Source organism: Mucilaginibacter kameinonensis, assembly GCF_003675385.1.
GTDB classification, from domain to species: Bacteria; Bacteroidota; Bacteroidia; order Sphingobacteriales; family Sphingobacteriaceae; genus Mucilaginibacter; species Mucilaginibacter kameinonensis.
This window is the reverse complement of the sequence record NZ_RCWZ01000002.1, coordinates 537,535-561,559: the sequence shown is the minus strand read 5'-3', so window position 1 is coordinate 561,559 and position 24,025 is coordinate 537,535. Positions and strand designations below refer to the sequence as shown.

General features: G+C 43.1%; 14 protein-coding genes. 3 read left to right on the top strand and 11 right to left on the bottom strand.

Going from position 1 to position 24,025, the window contains the following annotated elements; genetic code table 11:
- Window positions 1-60 precede the first annotated feature (60 nt).
- The 10 genes from EAH55_RS09365 to EAH55_RS09320 all read right to left on the bottom strand — a co-directional run bounded on the left by EAH55_RS09365 (window position 61) and on the right by EAH55_RS09320 (window position 19,135).
- A complete protein-coding gene (locus tag EAH55_RS09365) occupies window positions 61-1,818 on the bottom strand; it encodes an alpha-L-arabinofuranosidase (RefSeq protein WP_121809388.1) in 1,758 nt (585 codons plus the stop codon).
- Window positions 1,815-3,038, bottom strand: a complete 1,224-nt coding sequence (locus EAH55_RS09360; RefSeq protein WP_121809387.1) for an AGE family epimerase/isomerase — start codon at window positions 3,036-3,038, stop codon at window positions 1,815-1,817. The genes EAH55_RS09365 and EAH55_RS09360 overlap by 4 nt, the downstream gene beginning before the upstream one ends.
- A 209-nt stretch (window positions 3,039-3,247) precedes the next feature.
- Window positions 3,248-4,444 carry a glycoside hydrolase family 130 protein gene (locus EAH55_RS09355; RefSeq protein WP_121809386.1) on the bottom strand — a complete coding sequence of 399 codons (1,197 nt, stop codon included), beginning with the start codon at window positions 4,442-4,444 and terminating at the stop codon, window positions 3,248-3,250.
- Window positions 4,445-4,455: 11 nt separating this feature from the next.
- Window positions 4,456-6,288 (bottom strand): sodium:solute symporter family protein, encoded by a 1,833-nt coding sequence (locus EAH55_RS09350; protein ID WP_121809385.1) that lies wholly within the window; start codon window positions 6,286-6,288, stop codon window positions 4,456-4,458.
- A gap of 256 nt (window positions 6,289-6,544) precedes the next feature.
- Complete coding sequence (locus EAH55_RS09345; protein ID WP_244228142.1) at window positions 6,545-7,405, bottom strand: AraC family transcriptional regulator; 861 nt, start codon at window positions 7,403-7,405, stop codon at window positions 6,545-6,547.
- A 103-nt stretch (window positions 7,406-7,508) separates the two neighbouring features.
- Window positions 7,509-8,054 (bottom strand): hypothetical protein, encoded by a 546-nt coding sequence (locus tag EAH55_RS09340; protein ID WP_162996801.1) that lies wholly within the window; start codon window positions 8,052-8,054, stop codon window positions 7,509-7,511.
- 59 nt (window positions 8,055-8,113) lie between these two features.
- On the bottom strand, window positions 8,114-9,274 hold the full coding sequence (locus EAH55_RS09335; protein WP_162996800.1) for an IPT/TIG domain-containing protein: 1,161 nt from the start codon (window positions 9,272-9,274) through the stop codon (window positions 8,114-8,116).
- A 7-nt stretch (window positions 9,275-9,281) separates the two neighbouring features.
- Window positions 9,282-10,946: a RagB/SusD family nutrient uptake outer membrane protein gene (locus EAH55_RS09330; RefSeq protein ID WP_112567886.1), complete on the bottom strand. Its 1,665-nt coding sequence runs from the start codon at window positions 10,944-10,946 to the stop codon at window positions 9,282-9,284.
- An 18-nt stretch (window positions 10,947-10,964) separates the two neighbouring features.
- Window positions 10,965-14,126: a SusC/RagA family TonB-linked outer membrane protein gene (locus EAH55_RS09325; protein ID WP_121809383.1), complete on the bottom strand. Its 3,162-nt coding sequence runs from the start codon at window positions 14,124-14,126 to the stop codon at window positions 10,965-10,967.
- Between the two features lie 857 nt (window positions 14,127-14,983).
- Window positions 14,984-19,135, bottom strand: a complete 4,152-nt coding sequence (locus EAH55_RS09320; protein ID WP_162996799.1) for a hybrid sensor histidine kinase/response regulator transcription factor — start codon at window positions 19,133-19,135, stop codon at window positions 14,984-14,986.
- A gap of 472 nt (window positions 19,136-19,607) precedes the next feature.
- On the opposite strand from EAH55_RS09320, the gene EAH55_RS09315 reads away from it, so the two are divergent.
- The 3 genes from EAH55_RS09315 to EAH55_RS09305 are packed head-to-tail and all read left to right on the top strand — an operon-like array spanning window position 19,608 to window position 22,222.
- Window positions 19,608-20,417 carry an MlaE family ABC transporter permease gene (locus EAH55_RS09315; protein WP_112567880.1) on the top strand — a complete coding sequence of 270 codons (810 nt, stop codon included), beginning with the start codon at window positions 19,608-19,610 and terminating at the stop codon, window positions 20,415-20,417.
- Between the two features lie 11 nt (window positions 20,418-20,428).
- Window positions 20,429-21,202, top strand: a complete 774-nt coding sequence (locus EAH55_RS09310) for an ABC transporter ATP-binding protein (protein ID WP_121809381.1) — start codon at window positions 20,429-20,431, stop codon at window positions 21,200-21,202.
- Window positions 21,203-21,232: 30 nt separating this feature from the next.
- Complete coding sequence (locus EAH55_RS09305) at window positions 21,233-22,222, top strand: MlaD family protein (protein WP_121809380.1); 990 nt, start codon at window positions 21,233-21,235, stop codon at window positions 22,220-22,222.
- 451 nt (window positions 22,223-22,673) lie between these two features.
- Here EAH55_RS09305 and EAH55_RS09300 read toward each other — a convergent pair whose 3' ends face one another.
- Window positions 22,674-23,840 carry an acyltransferase family protein gene (locus tag EAH55_RS09300; RefSeq protein ID WP_121809379.1) on the bottom strand — a complete coding sequence of 389 codons (1,167 nt, stop codon included), beginning with the start codon at window positions 23,838-23,840 and terminating at the stop codon, window positions 22,674-22,676.
- Window positions 23,841-24,025: the final 185 nt, after the last annotated feature.

Genomic DNA, 24,025 nt, shown 5'->3' with positions numbered 1-24,025 from the left:
TGTTAATGCTTATGATTCAGCATTTGAAATTAAAGTTTTCCGGCTAAACTTCTGCCCGTATTATTTCTTATCGGCTACCAAGAACACCACTCCCCTTGCCGGCACATTTACTTTGATACCACCACTGGTAGCAGTCGAGCTTGCTGCAATGGCTTTATAATTTGAAGGGCCTCCGTACGCAATGGCCGGGCCATTATCATTCACCAACACCTTAGTCGAAAACTCGCCGTTATCTGTACCTCCTTTTAGGGTGTAGTAATAGTAATTACTGCCTGTATAATAGTTTTTAAAGCTGATATTCACCACCTGGTCGGCCGTGCTTTTATTGACCAGCACCACACCTGCTTCGCCCGAATTAAATGACGAGGCATAGCTTACAATATCCGAACTTCCGCTTACCGACGAACTGATCATCCTGTCGCCGAAGAACTTTTGAAAGTAATACATATAATAAAACGCCGGGCGTGGTGTAAAAGCCGGCGCATCGGGCTGTCCGTAGCTAAACAGGCCATGATCGTCACCAACAGGCGTGGTGCTCCAGCCGTTTGCCAGGTCCCATCTGCTGGCCTGCCCGTATTGATCTTTAATAATTTCGCCTAAAACCATTACAGCATGTACACCCGCAATGTTGGAAATCTGTTGCTTTGAGCCCGACGAAAATATATTCCATTCGGTAAGCGCGATAGGTTTCTGTGCTACCCCTGCCGTTTGTATGGCCCCTTTAACATAATCCATCATTGTTTTTGATGATGCCGGAGCAGTATTAAGTATAGTTAAGGCGTTTGAGTTTTCATTATAGTTGGTGTAGTAGTTATGAACTATAAAAAAGTCGGCCTTGTCTCCTATCTGCCCCAACACACCGGGATTCCAGTTAGCTACAATAGTTGGATTTGAATTATCGGCACTTTCATGCAGCACAGCGCCAATTTTTATGGCTGTGCCAATATCAGCGGCAGCTTTACGCATCGAGTCGGCAAAAACTTTAAAATGCTTCCCGTACAAATCGCCGGTAATAATCGCCGGTTGCCCGTCCTTGTTTTTGCTTACATCAATACGGTAACAGGCTTCCCAATTGCCATAACACTCATTGCCAACCTCCCAATATTTTGTTTTACCCTTATCATAACGCACCCACTGCGCAGCAAGATGCGCCGCGGTAGCAACAGGATCATCGCTGGTACCATACCTTGCATAGGCATAATTTACCGTGATAATACCGGTAGTATTTGTTTTTTGAAGCAGATTGTAATAATTGCTTAAACTCAACGACCAGCTATCATTCACATTACCACTCCAATAACCTGTTCCGCTATCAACCGAACCATCCGCTTTCAAAGGATGATCGGGCACATCGGCAGGTTTAGCGGAAGCAGGTAAATCCCAGAAATAGATATCAGAGATACTTCCTCCCGGTGCGCGGATAATGTTTGGCGAAAGGTTGGTGATATTAGTTACAGTGCCGGCATCAGTGTATTGGCCTGTGAAAGGATTAATATTATTACCAAACAGGTATTTAGATACTTTTGATACTACCTGGCTAAAATCGGCAGTCACGGTTATTGATGTACTGGCCGTTGGCTTCGCGGCATCAACAGTAGCCGATTTAATGAAGGTTTTACCCTGCCAGTCGTCAAGGAAAAAGCCTTGTGTTGCAGCTACTGAAGGATCAGTTGGCGCTGTGATAGGCCCCGTCGCGCCACCATTACCCTGATCAACAACAACCGGAGTTGGATCAGGCGCGGGCTTGCTGCCTTTTTTACAAGCCATCATCACGAGGGCAAAAGGCAAAACCGCTATGAACACTTTTATTAATTTCATTTCAATGTTTTTATTCGTTTAATAATTTCTATACACGCCCGGCTGTTATGATACGGGCATTTCCAGAGGCCAGCCTTATCTTCGCCCGACATAATGCTGCCATCTGCTTTAATCCCCCAAAACCATTCGCCGTTTTGTTTATCTATTATTTTATCTTTTACAAAAGCCCAATTATTGAGGGCAAGCTGAAGGTATTTTTCATTACCGCTCACCTGCCATGCATTGTAAAAACCAACTATAGCTTCGGCCTGTACCCACCAATGTTTTTCTTTGATTAGATGACCTTCTGCCGGCTCATACTCATACCATAAGCCACCATCAATATCTAAGCCCTGTATAGTGGCTTCTGCTATCGCGATGCAAACGTTATTGATCTTTGCTATCATTTCATTGTTACCGATAACTTCGGCAGCCTCCAGCAAAAGCCAGGTGGCTTCAATGTCATGTCCGTACGATACGGTGTCCGACCGCCGGTTCCAGTCCTCATCAAAAAACAGTACAAGGTGCCCCGTTTCAGCATCAATAAAATGGTCAAAGAAGTTATTAATCAGGGTTTCTATCTGCGCTTTAAGTCCGCCATCAGGCCAGATGCGGTACAGGTTGGTATAAGCTTCAAGTACGTGCAGGTGGGTGTTCATGGTCTTTTTTTCGTTGGCATCCTTGGCGCTCAGCCGCAAATCACCAAGCGGTTGCCAATCGCGAGTGAAAGCTTCGAGGTATCCGGTTTTATCCTGATCATAACTTTTGGCTACCAAAAGATGATAAAGACCAATAGCCTCTTCCTTTACAGTTTCAAGCTTTGAGGCGATATAGTATTCACTTAGCGCATAAATAACAAAGGCATTGGCATATACCTGTTTCTTAGTGTCAAGCTTACCACCCTTATAATCAACCGACCAATAAACACCACCAAACTCATTGTCAACAAAACACGTTTTGATATAATCATACGCCCTGCCGGCTGCCCGCAGGTAAGCCTCATCCGGGTTTTGATTATAAGTAGCCGAAAAACTCCACAGGATCCTCGCGTTTAGCACCGAGCCCTTGATCGCGTATGCTGTAACCCGATTATCATTATCAATCTTGCCCCAAAAGCCGCCGTTTACTTCATCAACTGTATAGCTGAGCCAATAGCTAAGGATGTTTTTTAATTCATCTGTTAGCTCGATGCTAAAGGCATGAAGCTGATCTTCTGAAATGATGTTTAATGATTGAGCCATATTATTTATCGTAGTTTACAGGCATACGCCTCCCATAACAGCATTTAACACGCTGTTGAATGGTGTATGGTTTTAGATGTTTAGTAATTAGTTAGGTGTTGGTAAGGATGTATTCCTTAAACAAAGAACACACCCCTACACTCTCTCAAGAGGGGAATCGCACCACCCCTGCTTAAAAGACGAAGAACATATAATCAGAGGCTAAGAGTTCAAGCGCTGGCTTCCTGTAACTGACCCAAACCTTTGTTTTTATCAATGATGTTGTACACCGCCTGTACCGACGAGGCCGAACGCAAGCCATCGGCCGGAGTATTCATTACATAGTCTATCAGTTTATCAACCGTGGTAGTAGCAACATGCATACGGGTATCTGATGATGCATAATAAACGTATACAGTACCGTCCTCATCGGTGATCCAACCATTGCAAAACACCACGTTCGATACATCGCCTACGCGCTCGTCACCAACCGGGGCCAAAAAGTATCCTGCAGGCTGGTAAATTACTTTAGTGAGGTCGTGCAGATCGGTCATAAACAGATACAGTACATAACGCAAGCCTGCAGCCGTATTCCGTACACCATGTGCAAGATGTAACCAACCTTTTTCCGTTTTGATTGGCGCAGGCCCCTGCCCGTTCTTGGCTTCATAAACGGTATGGTAACTTTTGTTATGGATAATGGTTTCTGTATCAACTACTGCGTTCTCCATAGTATCACACAAGCCAAAACCTATGCCACCACCGGTACCGGCGCTTATAAATCCGTCCTGCGGACGCGTATACAAAGCATATTTACCGTCGACAAATTCAGGGTGTAAAACCACATTACGCTGCTGGGGCGAATTGGTTTTCAGATCGGGCAGGCGCTCCCATTTTACCAGGTCTTTTGTGCGCGCAATACCACAGGCTGCAACCGCCATCGACTGATCATGTGACGGCGCTTCAGGGTCACGACGCTCGGTACAAAAAAGCCCGTAGATCCAGCCATCCTCATGCAGGGTAAGACGCATATCGTATACGTTAGTATCCGGATCTTCAGTTTGAGGCAACTCAATAGGATAATCCCAGAATTTAAAACCATTGACACCATCTTCACTTTCGGCTACGGCAAAAAATGATTTACGATCGGCTCCTTCAACGCGGGCTACCATAAGGTATTTGCCGTTGAACTTTATAGCACCCGCATTAAAAACGGCGTTAATACCAAAGCGTTCCATTAAATGCGGATTGGTTTTGGCATCAAGATCATACCGCCACTCCAGCGGGGTATGGGCGGCTGTAAGCACAGGATATTTAAACCGGCTGAAAATACCGTTGCCAGTTTCCTCAACCTGATTTTTCCGGTTAATTAATTGCTCTTGTTCGGCTTGTAATTGGCTTAGTCTTTGGTTAAATTCCTGAGTCATATAATTTTCTATCAATAGTCTTTTAATTTATCCCACCATGTTTTTTTCAGTATGGTTATGGTAACCACCAATATGGCTACGGTAACTATGAGGGATGTTTTTTGTGCCAGTATCAGGTACATGGGCAATATGGTAAGGCAGCATTGTGTTATAGTGCCGATAACCACGTTGAACATATTCAGCTTAAAGTTTTTATTAGGCGCAAAGGAGGGATCACTTTCCAGCACCATAGCCTTAACAGGCCCCCAGAAACCCCATGGCCTCACCGTTGTATAAAACGACCGCAGCACGGCCACATCTGTTGGTGCTGTAGCATAAGAGCCGATAATTGAACCCGCCAGCGAAATAGCAAACAGCACCGGGAACCAGTACAACAGCTCAACAGACGGGATAATGAGCGAGAAGATCATAGCCGATAAGATCCCCGAAAGCATCCCATAAAAGAACCCGTTGGCATTAAAGCGCCACCAATGCCATTTAAGCACATTACTCGCTATGTAACCGCCATAAAGCGCCGATACTATCCATTGCAGCACACTGTTCACATCCTTTACAAAAAAGCCGAGGATTACCCCTACCGCTACCACAAAAACACCTACAAGGTAATTGGCCGTAATGATTTTTTTTGTAGAGGCCTTAGGATTAATGTATTTAAGGTAGATATCGTTCACGATATAAGCCTGTGCCGCGTTCATAGTGCCGCTGAAAGTGCTCATGAAAGCGCCCAGCAAACCGGCCAGCAATAGGCCAACTAAACCGACAGGTAAAAAGTTATTGATCACGGCCGGCAGAATGCGTTCAAAATCAATAGCGCCATGGGCATCTTTCAAATCCATCTGGTGATAAAACAGCAGCCCCAGTATGGTTAAGCTCACAATAAGCGAATAGCGGATAGGCAGCAATATGATATTTACAAAGCCGCTCATTTTGCTGGCCTCTTCAGGCGAACGTGTAGAGAGGATCTTTTGCATATCATAATTGGGTGCAGGCCCGGCCACTGCCGCGAAGAAGCCTTTAAAGGTCATCATCATAAAAAACAAACCAAACAATGAATAACCATCTGCTTTGATCTTATTATTTACCTCGTCGATAATCCCTGTCCAGCTTAAGCCAAGGTTTTTACCAAAGAAGGGGCTATACCAGCCATCAGGCACATTGAGGTGGCTCCCATTAAGTTTACCGGCAGCTATAAAACCAATCCACACGCAGGCTACTGTCATGATGCCGTATTTGATCATATCGCCAAGCACAATACTGTGCATACCGCCTATGATAGAGTAAAACATGGCGAACAGTGTAAATATGATACCGTATACATGCGGCACATACTGAGGCGCAACGCTGAAAGGCACGTAAACTTTAACCAAATCCCAGGGAATAAATATTTCAATAAACTTGCCTAAACCAATAAATCCGTAAGCCAAAAAACCGAAACAGCTTAACAGCGCGAACGCGATAACCACCACATTTGAGCCTGTTACGCCCGGCCCTGTTTTGCCAAAGCGCGTTTCCAGCCATTCGGCACCGGTAGCCGCGTTTGACCGGCGAAGCCAGCGCGACAGGTACATCATTAAAAACACCTGGTTAAATACGGGCCAAAGCCATGGGATCCAGATGCTTTTCATGCCGTAGACAAAGCACAGGCTCACCATCCACATGGTGCCGCTGATGTCGAACATATCGGAGGCATCACTTAAACCCAGCTTATACCAGGGTAAAGATTTGCCGCCAAGCATATAGCTTTCCTTGTTTTCGCGGGCTTTTTTACGGTACCATAAGCCAATAAAAATGGTGCTTAACAGGTATAAAACTATAATGGCAACATCAAGCAGGTGTAACTTCATCTTGTCTGAATTTGTTTGAACCGGATTTTTTTGAATTAAATAATTGTCAGAATATTAATCCTGGTTTAAAAATGGTCAAATACAATAAATTCGACGAATTCATAAATTCCAAAAATTCGAGTTCAGACACCTTAATTGGCCTTACCCAAAAATGAATTTATTATCAGCAATTTTATAATACTTTTTTAACCTTATATTTAACTTTATCGACCGGATGATATATTTTTAACCAACTACCCGGCCAAATAAATACCAGTTAAATAAATACTCGGTTCCCAGTGTAGGTTTCCCTGAATTCTTTGGGGATACACATCTTTTTGCGCTTAAAGATCCTGTTGAAATTTGAGATATTATTAAAACCGCATTTGTAAGCTATTTCGGCCACAGTAGTAGTTGAATCAATAAGCATCCTGGAGGCGTGACCAAGCCTGATCTCGTTTAAACTATCGATAAAGGTTTTACCAGTGCGTTTTTTTATAAACCTGCTAAACGAAGCTTCGGGCATATTCGCGATTTTAGCTACCTCAGCAAGTGTTATTTGCTTATTGTAGTTGAGGTTCATATGCTCAAATACCTTCTCAATACGACGACTATTGTAATAAAACTTTTCGTTGGTAAAGCTTGGATCCGACAGCATTTTCATGTTACGGGAGATAGACAGATCATGCAGGATAGACAATAGCTCCAATACCGAATCGAACCCTGTTTTTTTATCCAACTGCGTTATCCTGTCCTTAAGCGCGTAGATAGTCTCTGCCGAAAAAGAAATCCCCCGCTGTGAGCGCTCAAGCATACTTTTTACAAAACTCAACTGATTGCGCTTCAGAAACTTTTCGTCAAACAGATCTTTATGAAACTGAATGGTAACCTCAGTTATATCCTCGCTCTGGCATTGGTGCGTAAACCACGCATGATATAAATTAGGACCAATCAACGCCAGCTCCACTTCTTCAATTACCTCAATATGACCACCTACTACCCTTTTGGCGCCCTTGGCATTGATAATTAAGTTAAGCTCATACTCGTCATGATAATGAAGCGGAAAGTCGAATTTCTTTTTTACCCTCGAAAAAATAGTAAAACAATCACTTGGAGTTAGCGGAGTTATCTCTCGCATTACATTACTTGTCATCATAAAATCCCACTAAAATAAGTTTGCTAATTGATGATACTAATTTAACACTTTTATACTTACAAAATGTCAATCACACAATTAAATATTAATTTTTTGTTACCGGATCGCTCATTATCGCCTTCACGGCAACATCATCAATCAAAAATGTACCCGTAGCATACCCCATCGCCATAAGCAATTTAAAACGCACGGCTCCGGCCGGGATTAAAACCTCTTTCGAAGCCAGCTCCCAGGCATGGTCGCCGGTTAGTGTAACTATATTTATACCCTCGCCTACCTTTTTATCTGCTTTATCTAAAAACTCAACACTAAAAACCGCGCCATTCCAATCATCCTTGCCTTTTACTACGTTGATGGTTTTAAGCCATGCGCTTACTTCCAGCTTACCAACCTTTTTAGGAATCACCACCAGCTGATCAATCCCCAACCAGTTTGCAGCATTAGTAGCGATGATAGCGCAACTGTTTTTCCCTGTTTTCACATCCCATGGAGTAAGTTTAACACCGCCATCATTCCAACCATACATTTCATCTTCAAAGCCACCGTTGGTAATCAGGTTCTTTTGAGCCTGCACTTTGCCCGCCGCCAGCAGCAATAGTAACATACAGGCTATTGAGCTATAAACTTTCATACTGTTAAATTTTGAAAGTAAGGGTCGCCGTTGTTTGCACGCCGGCGACCCGATAGAATTTAAATAAATCCAAGATCATCAACATAGAAAGTTGCTGGTGCCGCAACGCCTAATGTTTGAAAAGTAATTTCGGATATGGTTGATGGATTGCCTAAGCTGCTTAACGGGATTGTAAAATCCGTATAAGCGCCTGGTACAATAGTAAGCGGTACGGCCTTATCATAACCGCCATTTACAACCAACTGCACCCTATCGCCGGTTTTGAAGTTGGCACCTCCATAAATTGATACTTTTATTGAGGTTAAGCCCGATGCCGCGACGTTTAAGGTAGCACCACCATAACCCAACTGCAATGCGCCGTAGCCGTTATCAACATTAACTGCAATAGCATGTGTACCACGTTTTACATGGGCTGTGCTGGCATAGTCGCGGGTACTTCCGTATCCGTCATAACCGCCGCCATTGCCACCCCAATACAGCGTAAGATCATCGCCATAAATCAAATACTTAAAGCCAAACGAAGCTGCAGATTTTGTTGTGCCACCTGCCGTGGTTACGTATACATAAGCCTGAACAATACCCGCGGGCACTTTAACCTTTATTTCGGTAGCGGTTGGCGTGCCTACAATTTCGGCCGGGGTATCATCAAACTTAACACTGATAACATCGTTGAAAACGCTGCCGGTTATAGTCACAATATCACCCGCGCCGGCTGCAAGAGGCGCAAAAGTGGTAATTACCGGAGGTGGCTGCGCTATGCTGAAATCATAATCAACCTTACCTTGTGTAGTTACAACTGTAAGCTTGTTTGACTGGCTTGGTCCGAATGGCACATTTGAGCCTATGGTAACAATAATGGTTTTATCGCTTACCAGGGCAGGGTTAAAATAAACCTCGGTACCGTTAAAGTACACATGCGTGGTGTTCAGCAGGTTTTCGCCAATAATAGCATATTGGGTATTTAAACGACCCTGCGTCACTGTCGAATCAAACTTAACCAGCTTGATATCGTCATAAACATTGGCCGAATCAAGGTTTACCGGGTGCGATACATTTTTAATGGTATCAGTTTTGCTGATATACCTTACCCTGGTAATTTTAGGTGCGCCGGTGCCACCGGTACCCCTATCGTTATATTTACGGCACGAGGCCATACCAAATACCATCAAAACCGACAGCATCCAGTAATATGTTTTGGATTGTTGAAATATCTTTTTCATGGTTTGATTATTTAAATACATAAGGTACCGGTGCGTCTTTTAACTTAGGGTTTGATGCTACTTCGGTAGCCGGGTACGCCAACCGGAAATTAGCATCCGTAACAGTCGAATTATATTCGTTGCCATAACGCTGCGGTGGTGTGCTGTTATCAGATGTTCCCCTATCCTGATTTTTGATAATGCTGATAGCTATCGGGTGCGAGGTTACGTTATACCCATCCAGGCGGCCCAGATCAAACCAAAAATCATTTTCAAAAGCAAACTCGCGCCTTCTTTCATCCAGGATATCATCACGATAAAGCTCTTTAGGTGTATTGGCCGGTGCTCCGGCGAGTTTAAGCGCCGGGTTTGGCAAATAATACCCGCGTTTGATAGTAGTAAGATTACCTAAACCGGCCCTGTTCCTGATTTTGTTGATGGCCGCCAAAGCTTCCGGATCACTGCTGGTTTTAGCACCGGCCATAATGGCTTCGGCCTTGATCAGGAAAACTTCGGCGTAACGCATCATGTAGGTATTGTTCGCGGCAGATTGTGCTGCGCCCAAACCTCCGTTATCTGCAGGGGTACCAACTACATATTTTTTAACCTGAGCATGCGTTCCTTGCGAGTTCGCGTTATCGGGCAAGGTGTAACCTCCCGCAGCCTGGTTTATTTCGGGATAATGATCGCCAGGGAGCATAATGGTAGCTTTTCTGCGCAGATCGCCCGATTCATACATATCCTGCAGATCGAAAGTTGGCGCCAATACGCCGTAACCATCGCCTGTACCGGTTATGATTGAATTGTACGCGAATGAGGCCTGTTGCGGATTACCCTTTCCATAACCGCCGGTTGCCGACCATTGCAATTGGATAATTGACTCTTCGTTGTTGTTATTCGCGGTTAAGTACAAATCGGCAAAAGTCTTACCGGCAACATCAACACCGTATAGCTTAAACTCACCACTGCTGATCACTTTATTGGCTTCGGCAAGCGAGTTTTGATAATCCTGCATATACAGGTAAACTTTGGCAAGCAATGCCGATGCAGATCCGCTTGAAACACGGCCGGATGATTTACCACTGCGTGGCCCCATCTTGGTCAGGTTATCCTCGGCAAACTTCAGATCGTTCACAATAAACTTATACACATCCGGGATTGGGTTGGTATTGATCTGGTAGTTTGACACATAGTCCAAACTATTTTCAATAATAGGCACAGGCCCCCAGGTGCGCACCAAATGAAAGTAAGCCAGCGCGCGGAACAGGTGTGCTTCGCCGAGGGCATTATTAATTACAGCTTTATCAACCCCGGCGCCTACTTTTACCGGCAGGTTATTGATCAATGCATTGGCCTGGGCCACTACAATGTACAATGAGTTCCATGCGCCGCCCAATTCAAAGTTGGCATCGGTAACCGAGAAATTTTCAAAATTCACAACGTCCGATGAGTAGGTACGACCGTTGCCACCCATCAGCTCGGTTATTGACCATCCGGCTTTACCGCACCAGCCAAACCAAACAGCGCTGTACAGATCATTAGTACTGGCAACCACCTGGTCGTTAGTTTTATAGTAGTTATCCAATGTAATGGCACTTTGCGGCGGACGATTAAAGAAGTCCTTTTTACAGCTACTTGTAGTAACGCCTGTTACAACCGTTAGCCCTAATAAATATTTTATATATCTTTTCATATCAGGTTCATCCAAAAATTAAAATTCAGCGTTAAGTCCAAATGTGATGGTACGTGGCGAAGGATACCTGCCGATATCAACACCATTCAAAAACGCGTCCTGGTTTATTGATCCAATTTCCGGGTCGAGGCCTTTGTATGGGGTAAATACATACAGATTTTGACCGCTCACATAAACTTTAAGGCGGTTAAGCTTGATATGCCTGATCCACGACAAAGGCAGATTATAGCCAAGACTTACATTCTGCACCCGCAGAAATGATCCGCTTTCGATAAACCTGTCAGAATTTTTCAGGTTAGGATTATCACCACCGCGTGGTGCCGGGATATTTGAGTTAGCGTTTTGAGGTGTCCAGAAATTGGCTACTGAAGCCAGTTGATTTTGGTACAAGCCTGATAACCCGCTGATAGAGTAGTTAAGCACATTAAAGATCTTAGCACCGTATGATCCGTTAAGGAAGAAAGACAAATCGAACGATTTATAGCTGAACGAGTTGGTAATGCCATAAGTAAACTTAGGGTTACCGCTACCTAAACTGGTTTGATCGGCCTCATCAATTTTACCATCGTGGTTCAGGTCCTTGTATTGAACATCGCCAAGCCAGGTGCCTGCCGAGTTATTAGCTACAGGGCGGCCAAACTGAATTGGCGCGTTACGTAGCTGATCGGCAGTTTTGAAAATGCCCTGAACTTCGTAACCATAAAACTCACCCACCGGGCCACCTGCTACCGTACGGGTAACCGGCAATGAAAGGAAGCTTACACCTACACTCCTGTTAATAAACGGCACGCCATTGGCAAGCGACACCACTTTGTTTTTATATTTTGAGAAGATGAGCGTAGTATTCCACCTGAAATTTGTTGTGGCAATATTCCTTGAATTGATGGTGAATTCAACACCGCGGTTATACAATTTACCGCCATTAACATACGGCGGCGCAATTACACCTGTGCCCGAGTACTCAGCACTCTGCCCCAACAGAAACGCTGGTAACGAAGCCTGGAACAAGAAGTTTTTTGATGTTTTGTCGAAGTAATCAACACTGGCATCAATCCTTCCGAATAAAGAGAAATCGATACCAATATCGGTTTGAATTGCAGTTTCCCAGGTTAAATTAGGGTTTGCTACTTTATCAATGGTAAAACCTGTACCTAAGCCGGTAGTTAACGAGTTTAAGGCCGAACCATACAGGTAATTTGGCACAGCCTGGTTACCAACCTGGCCATAGCCTACCCTTAGCTTCACGTTATCGGCAAAAGTTTTTATCCCCGAAAAGAAAGGCTCTTCAGACAATCGCCATGATACCGCGAATGATGGGAAATAACCTACCTGATGCCCCTCGGCAAACTTGGATGATTTATCGCGGCGAATAGTAGCAGTTATGCTATACCTGTTGTTGTACGTATAAATAGCCCGCGCAAACTGCGATTCGAGTGCCTGACCATCTTTATACTCACCGTTGGTAGCTGTTTTGGCATCACCAAGGTTCAATGTTTTAAGATCGTTGCCTAAAAAGTTCTGAACACCGGCATCAACACCACCCCAGGTAGATTCATTAACCTCATAACCCAGTAAGCCTACAACATTATGTTTTTTACCAAAAGTGTGGTTGTAGTTTAAATACTCCTGCCAGCCCCAGTAAACGGTATTGGCAATGTATTCGTTAAGTTTTGCGGTTGGGTTAACAAACAGCGGCCCGTAAGTATACGATGGCTGGAAGATCTTGGCGTTTGACCAGTTGAAATCGCCGTTTACCTGGCTTCTTAATGACAGGTCGCGGGTAAATTTCATTTCGGCATAAACACCGCCATTAAAATTACTGCGTACCAGGTTATTGTAAATATCCAAGGCCTGTGCTACGGGATTGATTTGTCCGCCTTGCTGGTTAGCCTGTGGCAACGGACCAGAAAATGATCCATCCGCGTTACGTACGGACTGATCCGGAGCGCTTAACAAAGCTCCATAGATAACCCCATTGTTATCGCCGATTGAAACATTTTGATTGGTGCGGCTGCCAGAAATAGTTGTACCAACTTTCAGCCAGTCCTTTACCTGCGAGTTAATGTTGGTGCGGATAGTGTAACGCGTAAAGTCGTTACCCAGAATGGTACCCAATTGCCTCAAATAACCACCTGAGATGTAATAATCTGTACCATCTTTACCACCCGAAATAGAAACCTGGTGGCTTTGCATCGGCGCGTTCCTGAAAATTTCGTGCTGCCAGTTGGTACCGTTACCCAGCAAACTCGGATCGGCAAATTCACCACGTTTTTGAGTACCTATTACATCGGCCATGGCGTTTTGCAGCGTTGCATACTGCTGCAGGTTCATCATTTTTAAAAATTTTCCCTGCTCCTGGTAACCTACATAACCATCGTAATTAACACGGGCGCTACCATTTTTACCACGTTTGGTGGTAATGATAATTACGCCGTTTGATGCCCGGCTACCGTAAATCGCTGTCGCCGATGCGTCCTTCAACACGTCGATAGATTCGATATCGCTTGGATTGATAAGTGCAAGCGGACTTACCGCATTCTCATCATTATTAGTAGTTAACTGAGGCGAACGGCCACTTGTTGATTTATTGGTAGCATCGCCCGAAATCGGCACACCATCAATTACATAAAGCGGCTCGTTTGATAAACTTAAAGACGTTACGCCGCGCACCCTAACCGAGGTTGAGCTGCCTGGGGCACCCGAGTTTTGGGTAATGGTTAAACCCGCAGCTTTACCTTGCAGTAACTGATCAATGCTCGGCTGCGGAATATTCGCAATATCTGCAGCTTTTACTGATGATATGGCACCGTTAACATCCTGCCGCCTTTGCGAGCCGTAACCAATTGCTACCACATTGACATCAGTAAGTGCCGTAGTGGTTGATTTAAGGGTGATGATAAATGTTGTTTTGCCACCTATGGCAACTTCCTGCTTTTCGGCACCAATGAAGGTAAAAACAAGCATTTTGGCATTGGCCGGTAAGGTTAGGCGAAATTTACCGTCAACATCGGTAATAACAGTTGCCTTACTATCTTTAACAGCAACTGTAACGCCTGGCAGGGTAACGCCCTTTTCGTCTGAAACCGTTCCCTGCACCACCGTTCCCTGGTTTTGTGCCATCCCCTGGATGCACACAAACATGAAGGAGAACAGCAAGGCTATTCGTAGAATTTTTCCCATAATTGATTGTTAGTTAGTATTTGATTTTATTTAGATTTTCAGCGTTTATATATACAGACCGGAAATACCGCTTATCCCCTTGCCGATACCTCAGGCACAGAAAATAATTCATCTGCGCCTCTGAAAGCATCTGTTCCATCAATCAACCCCGAGGGTTTATCCTGTCCTATAAATTGGTTTGTTATCTTTTAGGCTTATATCAACCCTTGCCTCAGCAAATGTTTATGGTTAATATTTATCATAACGATGGTAAAATTATATGCAAGCAACTGCCCGGTTGTGGATAAATGGGGGCACAAATGTCAACCTGAATCAAAAACCTCATTATCAAATATTTAATATAAAATATTGATATAAAAAGGCACTAATAGTTACAAATGTGTACCTGTTAAGATAGCTTATGAAGACATTTTGATGCGATAATAGTATCACCGTAGATGGTATTTTGGGAGACAAAAGGAGATAATTTAAAAATGAGGAAAGTAAAGTTCACAGGGGTGGTGATGTAACTACAAATACATAACACAAGCGAGGATGCCTGCCGTAGCCAGAGTTTAGAAAATGAAATTATCTTTTTTAAAATAAAAATGTCATTGCGAGCGTAGCGCGGCAATCTCGTAGCCAAAGCATGTTCAATCTGCATAGCTACGAGATTGCTTCGTCGTCCCTCCTCGCAATGACATGTCTTCTTAATCAACATTCCCAGGAACTTACCCATATTCAGTTCTAAGGCTGGAAGCTTTAGTCATGCACTACCGCGGGTTACGCTATCGCTAAACCAGCGGTAGTGAACAGCTAAGTGAAGAAGTAGCCAAAACTCCCTTAATCAGAATAATCCCTCAAATCCCGGTTCAGGTCTACTCCTGGTTCATGGCCTCCAGGTACTTGGATGGGATGCTGTTAAACTCAGCTTTAAAAGTGCGCACAAAATATTTCTGGCTTTTAAAACCTACTTTATGACAGATTTGGGATATGGTAAGGTGACCGGTTTCGAGCAACTGCGCAGCACGTTTAAGACGCATAGACCGCACAAGTTCATTTGGTGTTTTACCGGTCATTTGAAGGATTTTTTTATACAGGGTATACCGGCTTACAAACATCTCGCTGCTCAACTCCTCTACCGAGAAATTAGGGTTAGCGATATTGGCATCTATCAACATCAACACTTTTTTAATAAACAGCTCCTCCGGCGAATCAACCTGGAGTTCTGTTGGCGTAACGTCAACCTGTTTTTGATAGGTTTTACGCATTTTTTCCTGCTGACTGAGGATATTTTTGATTTTAGAGTGAAGGATTTCGAAGTTGAAAGGCTTGGTCATGTAATCGGTAGCACCGGTTTCCAGTCCTTTAATCTGTTGTTCTTCTCCTGTTTGGGCGGTAAGTAATATCACCGGTATATGTGACGTACGCGAATCACCCTTAATTTTACGGCATAGGTCGATGCCATTCATCTCGGGCATGCTGATATCGCTTACTACCAGGTTAGGATGCTGGGCCAATGCCTTTTGCCAGCCTTTTTTGCCATTTTCGGCCTCGATAATATTAAAGGCATCTTTCAGGTTATCCTTGATATAAAACCTGAAGTCCTCATTATCCTCTACCAACAGTACTGTTGGCTTCTTGATATCACGGGTTTCTTTGGGCTGAGCAGGCTTTGTCAAATCACTATCCACCATAAACTCTGTATCATGCTGCAGGTGATGTTCTGTATCGGTAAACAATGCTTCATCAAGCTTTTGCAATGGCAGTATCACTGTAAAGCAACTCCCCTGATTATGCTCACTCTCTACAAAAATTTCTCCCTTGTGTAGTTTTACAAACTCCTTGGTAATGGCAAGCCCTATCCCGCTGCCCTGGTTTAACATAGAACCCGGGATATCATGCTGAAAGAAAGGATCGAAGATCCGCTCTCTTTTTGCAGCTGGGATGCCTATACCTGTATCAACCACCCTGATCTCCAGCAGATATTTATCCTCTTCATCGCCCTGCTTCAGACTAAGCAGAACACTTACTTGTCCGCCCTCATGCGTAAACTTATAAGCGTTTGAAAGCAGATTGAACAGGATCCGCTCAATTTTATCATGATCAAAGCTGGTAACAAACTCATCAACATCGGTATCAAAAACAAACCTGATATGCTTTTGATCGGCAATATCGGTAAACGACCATGACAGTTCCTTAATAAAGCTGATGATATTTCCTGATCGTTTATAGAGCTTGAGCTCCTGGTATTCCATTTTCCTGAAATCCATCAGCTGATTAACCAAATTCAACAAACGTTTGGCATTACGGGTGATCATGGTAAGCTGCCGCCGGGTTTCGGGATCACTTACCTGTTTCAGGATCTTATCAACCGGGGCCATGATCAGCGATAGCGGGGTTCGGAATTCATGGCTTACATTGGTAAAAAATTTGATCTTCATCAGGTCGAGCTCATGCATGCGCTGGGCCTCTTCACGTTCCTTTTCGATAGAAAACTGTACCCTTAGCTTTTTAATGCCCCTTTGCCTGAAATAAAATAACGCGCCAATACCCAGCAAAGCATAAAACACATAAGCCCACGTAGTTTTCCAGAATGGAGGCAGGATCCGGATATGCAGCGAGATTTCCTTCCCGTTCCAGAACTCATTGTTAGTTGCCCGTACTTTAAAGGTATAATTGCCTGGCTCAAGGTTATAGGTAGCTTTGCGAAGCTTGTTATCAACCGAGATCCAGCCATCGTAGAAACCCTCCATGGCATATTGCAGCTTTACCTTATCTGGATTAAAGAATGTAAGCGCCGCAAACTCAATCGAAAACACATTCTGATCATAGTTAAGCACTATTTCCTTAAGCTGGGAAATAGATTCGGGTAATATTACCCGTCCATTAACCTTTTCGCCTACCGCCAGACTCTTATCAAACAGTTGAAAATCGGTAAACAACAATGCCGAGCTACTTTTATTGAAATGCAGGGCCGAAGGTTTAAAAATATTAAAGCCGTTACCACCACCAAAAATCAGCTCACCTTCGCGGGTTTTCACCGATGAATTTTCGGCAAACTCGCGCCCCTGCAGGCCGTCGGCTTCGTTATAGTTTATGAAATGGAATTGTAGTTGAGGTTTACTCCTGTCAACCACAATATTTGACAATCCGTTAGGTGTACTAACCCAAATATTATGGCTTTCATCCTCTCTGATATCAATCGTAGTATTATCGGGCAGGCCATCCTGTTTGGTAAGCGCCGTAAACTTCTTGGTACCCGGATCAAAAATATTGAGCCCCTCACGGGTACTGATCCAGATCAGCCCCTGGCTATCCTCCAAAATATTATTGGTATTATTATTTACGAGGCTATTGGGATCTTTATCGTCATGCAAGTAATGGGTAAACCTGTTCGTTTTTTGATTTAACATATCTACACCATAGGCAGTTACCACCCATATGTTTTTTCGCCTGTCCTCAAGCAGGGCACTTACATAGTTTGAATGAATGGTGTTTTTGGTGATATCGCCATCAAACTTGTAACTGGTTACCACCTGCCGATTCCGGTCAAGCTTATTTAAACCGGCGGACAATGTGCCTACCCAAAGGTTTTGGCCGCTATCTTCCATAATGGAGCAGATCCGGTTTTCAGAAATGCTGTTTGTAGCGCCGTCGATGTGCTTATAGTGTTTAAACGTTTTGCCGTCGTAACAATCGAGTCCACCGTAATAAGTGCCTATCCACAGTTTTTGCTCATGATCGATGAACAGGCAAACTATCACATTGTTGGTGAGACTATTACTATCACCCACGTTATGCAGATATTGCTTAAAGCTGCCTGCTTTACGATCCCAATAAATAAGTCCGCCGCCGTTAGTACCTATCCAGATATTACCCAGCTTATCCTCGGCAAAGTTATTTACATCACTGAAAGGCAGGCTGTTTTGATCGCTTAGATGATGGGTATACCCCGCGAATTTGATAATACTGGGATGATAATAGCTAAGTCCCCTTTTGTAGGTACCGCACCACATAATACCCGAATAATCGCGGTAAACACAGGTTACGCTATTTTGCCCAACCGTTTTATTATCATCCTCCCGATTAAGCAGGTAGCTTAATTTAAAGCTTCGCTTATCCAGCAGGTTTATACCGCCATGGTCTGTGGCTATCCACATCCTGTTTTGATCATCCTCTGCCAGGTCTGATACCACATCAGTATTTAAGCCGGTACCTGCCGGGCCTTTGCCAATATGTTTAAATACGCCTTTTTGCATATTGAGGTAAAACACCCCTGATGAGTAGCTCGGCACAAACACCCAGATATCATCCTGCCTGTCGATATATATTTTGTATGATGAGCTCAAGCCAGGCGGCAGCTCGCCCAGCGGTTTGCGATAATTAACTTTGTAAGTAACCGGATCAAGCCTTTCCAAAACACCGGTGTTGGATACCAGCCAGATCCCTTTTTTCGAATCGACTGAAAGATCAGTGACCATGTTGGTGAAAATGGATTTGTCATCATTATCCTTATGCACCAAATTGGTAAGCAGTTTTGTTTTAGGATCATACTTGTACACCCCCTGATTTTTGTTGCGGTGCAAAAACCAGAAGTTCCCAAACCTGTCATTCTTAATAGCTGCGATATAAGGATCGTACAGCTTTATTTTGTAAAGGAAATCTTTATAATTACGGGTAAATTTTTCGGTAGCAGGATCATAGATGTTGAAGCCCGTCCGGGTTTCGATCCATAGTTTATTTTCGGGACCGGGATTTATGCTAACAATGTAATCGTCATCTAAAGTGGTAGTATCATTGCTGGCATGCTTAAAAGTTTTGATCTTGTAACCATCATATTTATTAAGCCCGGATAGGGTGCCAAACCACATAAAGCCTTTATCATCCTTATAAACACAGTTAACCTGGTTATGCGATAATCCGCTGTTAATATCAAGCCTTGAAAACTGGAATGAATTTGACTGCGCCCTCAATGATGCTGATAAACACAGCATAAAAAGGCAACATATCAAAATTTTACACTTCATTAACGATTTTTTAGGGGCTATACTACGCTATATAAATTTTAACTTTTAGGTTTGCAGGCAAATAAGTTTAAACATTTAACCCAAATGGTCAAAAGGATTTAATTAGCTGTAATTTAATCTGCCATTAACACTGTATTTGATAATTTGCCCGCTTAAAACCGGTGTGTGTTTTGGCCGGGGTTTTGCTACAGCATTTATAATTGGTTTATTATCAAATTTACTTTTTATACCGAGGTAAGATATAATACTTTTTTTACAATATTTAGTTTTAAATTAACAAAAACATTTAAAATCACTGTTAATAGCATCAAAATACAGCACTGATATATAATACTTTTATTTCATTTTGCTTATCAAGCAAAAGTTTTTAAAATGATTTAAAAAGTATTTTAATCAAATAAAACGCTTACGGCAAACAAACTCCGGTCGGGTTTTGTAGAAGTAACCGTATATTAATACAAGTACCTATTGAATGGACAATACGCAAAGCATACCAAAGCACACAAACAAAAGATTAGCGAAGCTTAAACAAAGCCTGAGCGACTTTTTTTTGACGCTTTATAATATTAATAAATTTATTCTTCGCTTTTTTAGAGAGGCCTTTGTACCGCCTTTTGAACTTAAAGAAGTGGTACGCCAATGCTACGAGGTCGGTGTACGTTCATTTACACTGATATCTGTTACAGGCTTTATTGTTGGTGTGATTTTCACCAAGCAATCAAGGCCATCGCTATCGCAATTTGGAGCCGAATCATGGCTGCCTTCGCTGGTATCTATTGCCATTATGCGCGCGCTTGCTCCATTGGTTACCGCGCTTATTGCCTCCGGAAAAGTAGGTTCAAGCATTGGTGCCGAATTAGGTTCTATGAGGGTAACCGAGCAGATAGACGCTATGGAGGTATCGGGTACAAAACCTTTTAAATACTTGGTATGTACCCGCGTTTTGGCTACCACGCTTACCATTCCAATTTTATCAACATATACCGGCTTTGTAGCGTTGTTTGGCGGCTACTTAAACGTTACTCAAAACGAGGGCACCACCTGGACTACCTTTATACAGGAAGTTTTTGAACCATTAACTTTTACCGATTTTGTGGCATCGCTCATCAAATCAATTGTATTTGGTTTTACTATTGGTATTGTTGGATGCTATCAGGGTTACAACTCAAATAAGGGTACCGAAGGTGTGGGCAAAGCCGCAAACGGCGCGGTAATTACCGCGATGTTCCTGGTATTTATTGAAGAAGTTATTATTGTACAGATAACTGGCTGGTTCCGCTAATTAACTGAGATATGAAAAAAGTAGCAGTACAGGCAGATCAAAATAACCCGGTTATCAGCATCAGGGGCTTAAAAAAAGCGTTCCAGGATTACGCCGTACTTCGCGGTATAGATCTTGACCTTTACCAGGGTGAGAACCTGGTTGTGCTTGGTCGTTCGGGTACTGGAAAATCAGTATTGATCAAGATCATATCGGGCCTGCTGAAGCCCGACGAAGGCATGGTAAAAGTGTTTGGACAGGATATCGCCCACGTTACCGAGGATGATCTACAGAAGCTCCGCATCAGGATAGGCTTTTCATTCCAGAACAGTGCCTTATACGATAGTATGACCGTACGTAAAAACCTGGAGTTTCCGCTGGTACGTAACAAACGTAACCTTACCCGCGGAGAGATTAACACTTCGGTTGAAACTGTACTTGACGCTGTAGGGCTTTCGCAAACTATTAACCAGATGCCGTCTGAGTTATCCGGTGGTCAGCGTAAACGTATTGGTATTGCCCGTACACTGATATTGAACCCTGAAATTATGCTGTATGATGAACCGACTGCGGGTCTTGATCCTATTACCTGTATCGAAATTAACGATCTCATCAACGAGGTACAGCAGCGTTACAATACATCGTCCATTATTATCACACACGACCTTACCTGCGCAAAACAAACCGGCGACAGGATTGCTATGCTCTTAGACGGGCAGTTTCAGCGTACCGGTACTTTTGAAGAGGTATTTAATACCACCGATAGCCGGGTGAAACCTTTTTACGACTACAACTTTATTGAATAACAACATTTAGATAAGATATATACCATTAATATGGATCCAGCAGAAAACAGAAAATCAATTATAGTAGGCATATTCCTGGCACTCGGCCTTATATTGTTCATATTGGGCGTATTTACCCTGGGTGGTCAGCAAAAGGCCTTTGTTAAAAATATAAAGCTAAGCGCCATATTTACCGATGTTGCCGGTTTAAAAAAAGGTAACGCCATCTGGTTTTCGGGCGTTAAGGTGGGCACCATCAGTGCTATCAAATTCATTGGCCCATCAAAGGTTGAGGTTAATATGAATGTTGACGAGGCAACCCAACAATACATCCGCCGTAACGCGATGGCCAAAATTGGTTCAGATGGTTTAATAGGTAATAAACTCATCGTAATAGAAGGCGGCACTGCACAAGCCCCGGTAATTGAAGATGGCGATGTACTGCAATCAGAAAAAATGCTCTCGACCGATGATATGCTTAAAACCCTGCAGGATAACAACCAAAACCTGTTGGCCATCACCAACGATTTTAAATCATTAAGTCGCAACATATTGCAAGGCAAAGGCACTGTGGGTGCATTATTAGCTGATAGCACTATGGCTATACAGCTACGTGGCGCTATGCGTAACCTGCAGGCTACTACCCAAAGCGCTGCTTTAATGGCGGTACAACTCGATCAGTTTAGCCGTAAAATGAATACCAAAGGTGGCCTTGCCGATAAAATGCTAACAGACACCGCTACTTTCGGCCAGATCAAACAGGCGGTAACACAGCTACAGCAAACGGCCACTAATGCTGCAACACTTACAAATAATCTTACTAAGGCAAGTAACAAGCTTAACAGTACTGATAATGCCCTTGGCGTGTTGTTGAACGACCCGAAAGCTGCGGTACAAACACAATCGGCCATTAATAACCTGCAAGCGGCATCTATCAAATTAAATGATGATCTTGAGGCTGCTCAGCATAACTTTTTGCTGCGTGGCTTTTTCAAGAAGCGAGATAAAGCAAAGGCTGATAGTTTGAAAGGGAAGCAGTAATTCCTTACTATTTCTCTTTTCTTTGCCAATCGTTGTTTGTATACAGCCTTATAAAAATGTCATTTCGATAGAGCATAGTTGGGGTCGGAGTGGCGGGGCGAAAGAGAAATCTTATACGCCCTGTCGAACAAGCATGTTGAGTCTGCCAAACGCATAAGATTTCTCACTCGTACCTCGTTCGAAATGACAAACTGTTTTTACTTGAATAGTGCGATACTTTCAGATCTCGCATTTGAAGTCTAAAAAACAAAATGCGTTCCGTATCTCACCCCGGAACGCAATCTCGACAACATCTCACTGATATCGATCAACTAAATCAGGTAAATCTCACCCTGTATCTTACTATACACGCATATCGTGCCATTGTTTTAAATAATTAAAAATCAACCAATTAAACAAAGAACAACTTCTTAAAATGTCCGATTACGCACATACATTGTCCAATATCGGATCATATAACTTTGTTTACTCCGGGTATCTTCACCAGCACCGCCGATAACAGAAAACTACCGGCAACTGCCAGCGGACCAACAATCAACAATTTATAGCCCGGATCTATTGGCCAGCCTATAGCAATAACTGATAAAGAGATCAGCACTAACGGGTGAAAAATATATACTCCAAATGCAGCCCGTGACATGCTTTTGCCCGTTGCTGATTGCCTTGCCCACCTGTGCTTTGCAATAATCAATAACCCCGCCATAATAAACACACCTGTAAACTGTTCCCAGCAGGCATACATTAACGACTGCCAGTGCCCTTCTCCGCTCAAGGTAGCGATGGAACTGTGGGTAATTTCCTTCACAAAATAAAGCGCAGGAAACATGATTAAAATCATAAAAGCCGCCAGCCAGGCAAATACCCAGCCTGTTTTTAGATTAAAACTGCTGAGCCAGTTGCTTCGTGACGCCATTATCCCCATACAAAACATGGCCATGTATTGCGGAAAATGCCCTAACTGGAAGCCAACAGGCTTGAGCACCCATCCTATTGGGAAAACCATGCGTACTATGTAGGAGACGATCCCTAATCCACCGGCAAATAATATGATAGTAAAAGCTGACGGCGCTTTTTTTGACTGGTGCCTTTGATGTTTGGTAATCGCATTAATAAATACAAAAATCAAACTGAATAATAATAGTGCCGCTACAAACCAAAGCACTCCAAAATCTATCCAACCATCAAAACCACTCAGGTATTGAAAATAGGTGATGTGATGGCCATCGGCAAAACGATAAACAATATAACTCAACACCGGCGACAGGATAAATGAATAGAATAACAGCGGAATTCCTAAACGTTTTAACCTATCGGCAGTAAAACGCGCGGCACCTTTCTTTTCTAATGACGACGCTGTAAAATAGGCCGAAATAAAAAAGAAGAACCCCATGAAAAACGACTGATTAACAGCAACAAACAACGTCATAGGGATAAGTGCCGCTGTATGCGTGGTTTTATCGGCAAAGTACCAGCCACCAGGGGCACCATAAGTGATAAAAGCATGATGCAATACTACCAGGATAGTTAGCGCGATTTTTAAATTATCTATATAAAGCAACTTTGATGTTGCCTCATATTTAACGGTATTCTTAGCAGATGGCGTGTTGCTTAATTGCATTGATTGATTTGGGATGATTTTTCGATCAATAAGACAGCATAATTTTTTTCATGTTACACTCCAATCAACATCGTAGTCAATTATTATGCAACCAGATACAACATACGGGAATGTGAAATACAGTATACCACTTCACACATTTTGCACAATTTTACTTTAATTTGTAACATAATTTTTATATATTT

What these genes read in the sequence shown, in the direction of transcription:
- EAH55_RS09350 (WP_121809385.1), bottom strand. Translation starts at nt 6,288, where the DNA reads ATGAAGTTACACCTGCTTGATGTTGCCATTATAGTTTTATACCTGTTA.
- EAH55_RS09330 (WP_112567886.1), bottom strand. Translation starts at nt 10,946, where the DNA reads ATGAAAAGATATATAAAATATTTATTAGGGCTAACGGTTGTAACAGGC.
- EAH55_RS09335 (WP_162996800.1), bottom strand. Translation starts at nt 9,274, where the DNA reads ATGAAAAAGATATTTCAACAATCCAAAACATATTACTGGATGCTGTCG.
- EAH55_RS09300 (WP_121809379.1), bottom strand. Translation starts at nt 23,840, where the DNA reads ATGCAATTAAGCAACACGCCATCTGCTAAGAATACCGTTAAATATGAG.
- EAH55_RS09355 (WP_121809386.1), bottom strand. Translation starts at nt 4,444, where the DNA reads ATGACTCAGGAATTTAACCAAAGACTAAGCCAATTACAAGCCGAACAA.
- EAH55_RS09310 (WP_121809381.1), top strand. Translation starts at nt 20,429, where the DNA reads ATGAAAAAAGTAGCAGTACAGGCAGATCAAAATAACCCGGTTATCAGC.
- EAH55_RS09305 (WP_121809380.1), top strand. Translation starts at nt 21,233, where the DNA reads ATGGATCCAGCAGAAAACAGAAAATCAATTATAGTAGGCATATTCCTG.
- EAH55_RS09325 (WP_121809383.1), bottom strand. Translation starts at nt 14,126, where the DNA reads ATGGGAAAAATTCTACGAATAGCCTTGCTGTTCTCCTTCATGTTTGTG.
- EAH55_RS09320 (WP_162996799.1), bottom strand. Translation starts at nt 19,135, where the DNA reads ATGAAGTGTAAAATTTTGATATGTTGCCTTTTTATGCTGTGTTTATCA.
- EAH55_RS09340 (WP_162996801.1), bottom strand. Translation starts at nt 8,054, where the DNA reads ATGAAAGTTTATAGCTCAATAGCCTGTATGTTACTATTGCTGCTGGCG.
- EAH55_RS09360 (WP_121809387.1), bottom strand. Translation starts at nt 3,038, where the DNA reads ATGGCTCAATCATTAAACATCATTTCAGAAGATCAGCTTCATGCCTTT.
- EAH55_RS09365 (WP_121809388.1), bottom strand. Translation starts at nt 1,818, where the DNA reads ATGAAATTAATAAAAGTGTTCATAGCGGTTTTGCCTTTTGCCCTCGTG.
- EAH55_RS09315 (WP_112567880.1), top strand. Translation starts at nt 19,608, where the DNA reads ATGGACAATACGCAAAGCATACCAAAGCACACAAACAAAAGATTAGCG.
- EAH55_RS09345 (WP_244228142.1), bottom strand. Translation starts at nt 7,405, where the DNA reads ATGCGAGAGATAACTCCGCTAACTCCAAGTGATTGTTTTACTATTTTT.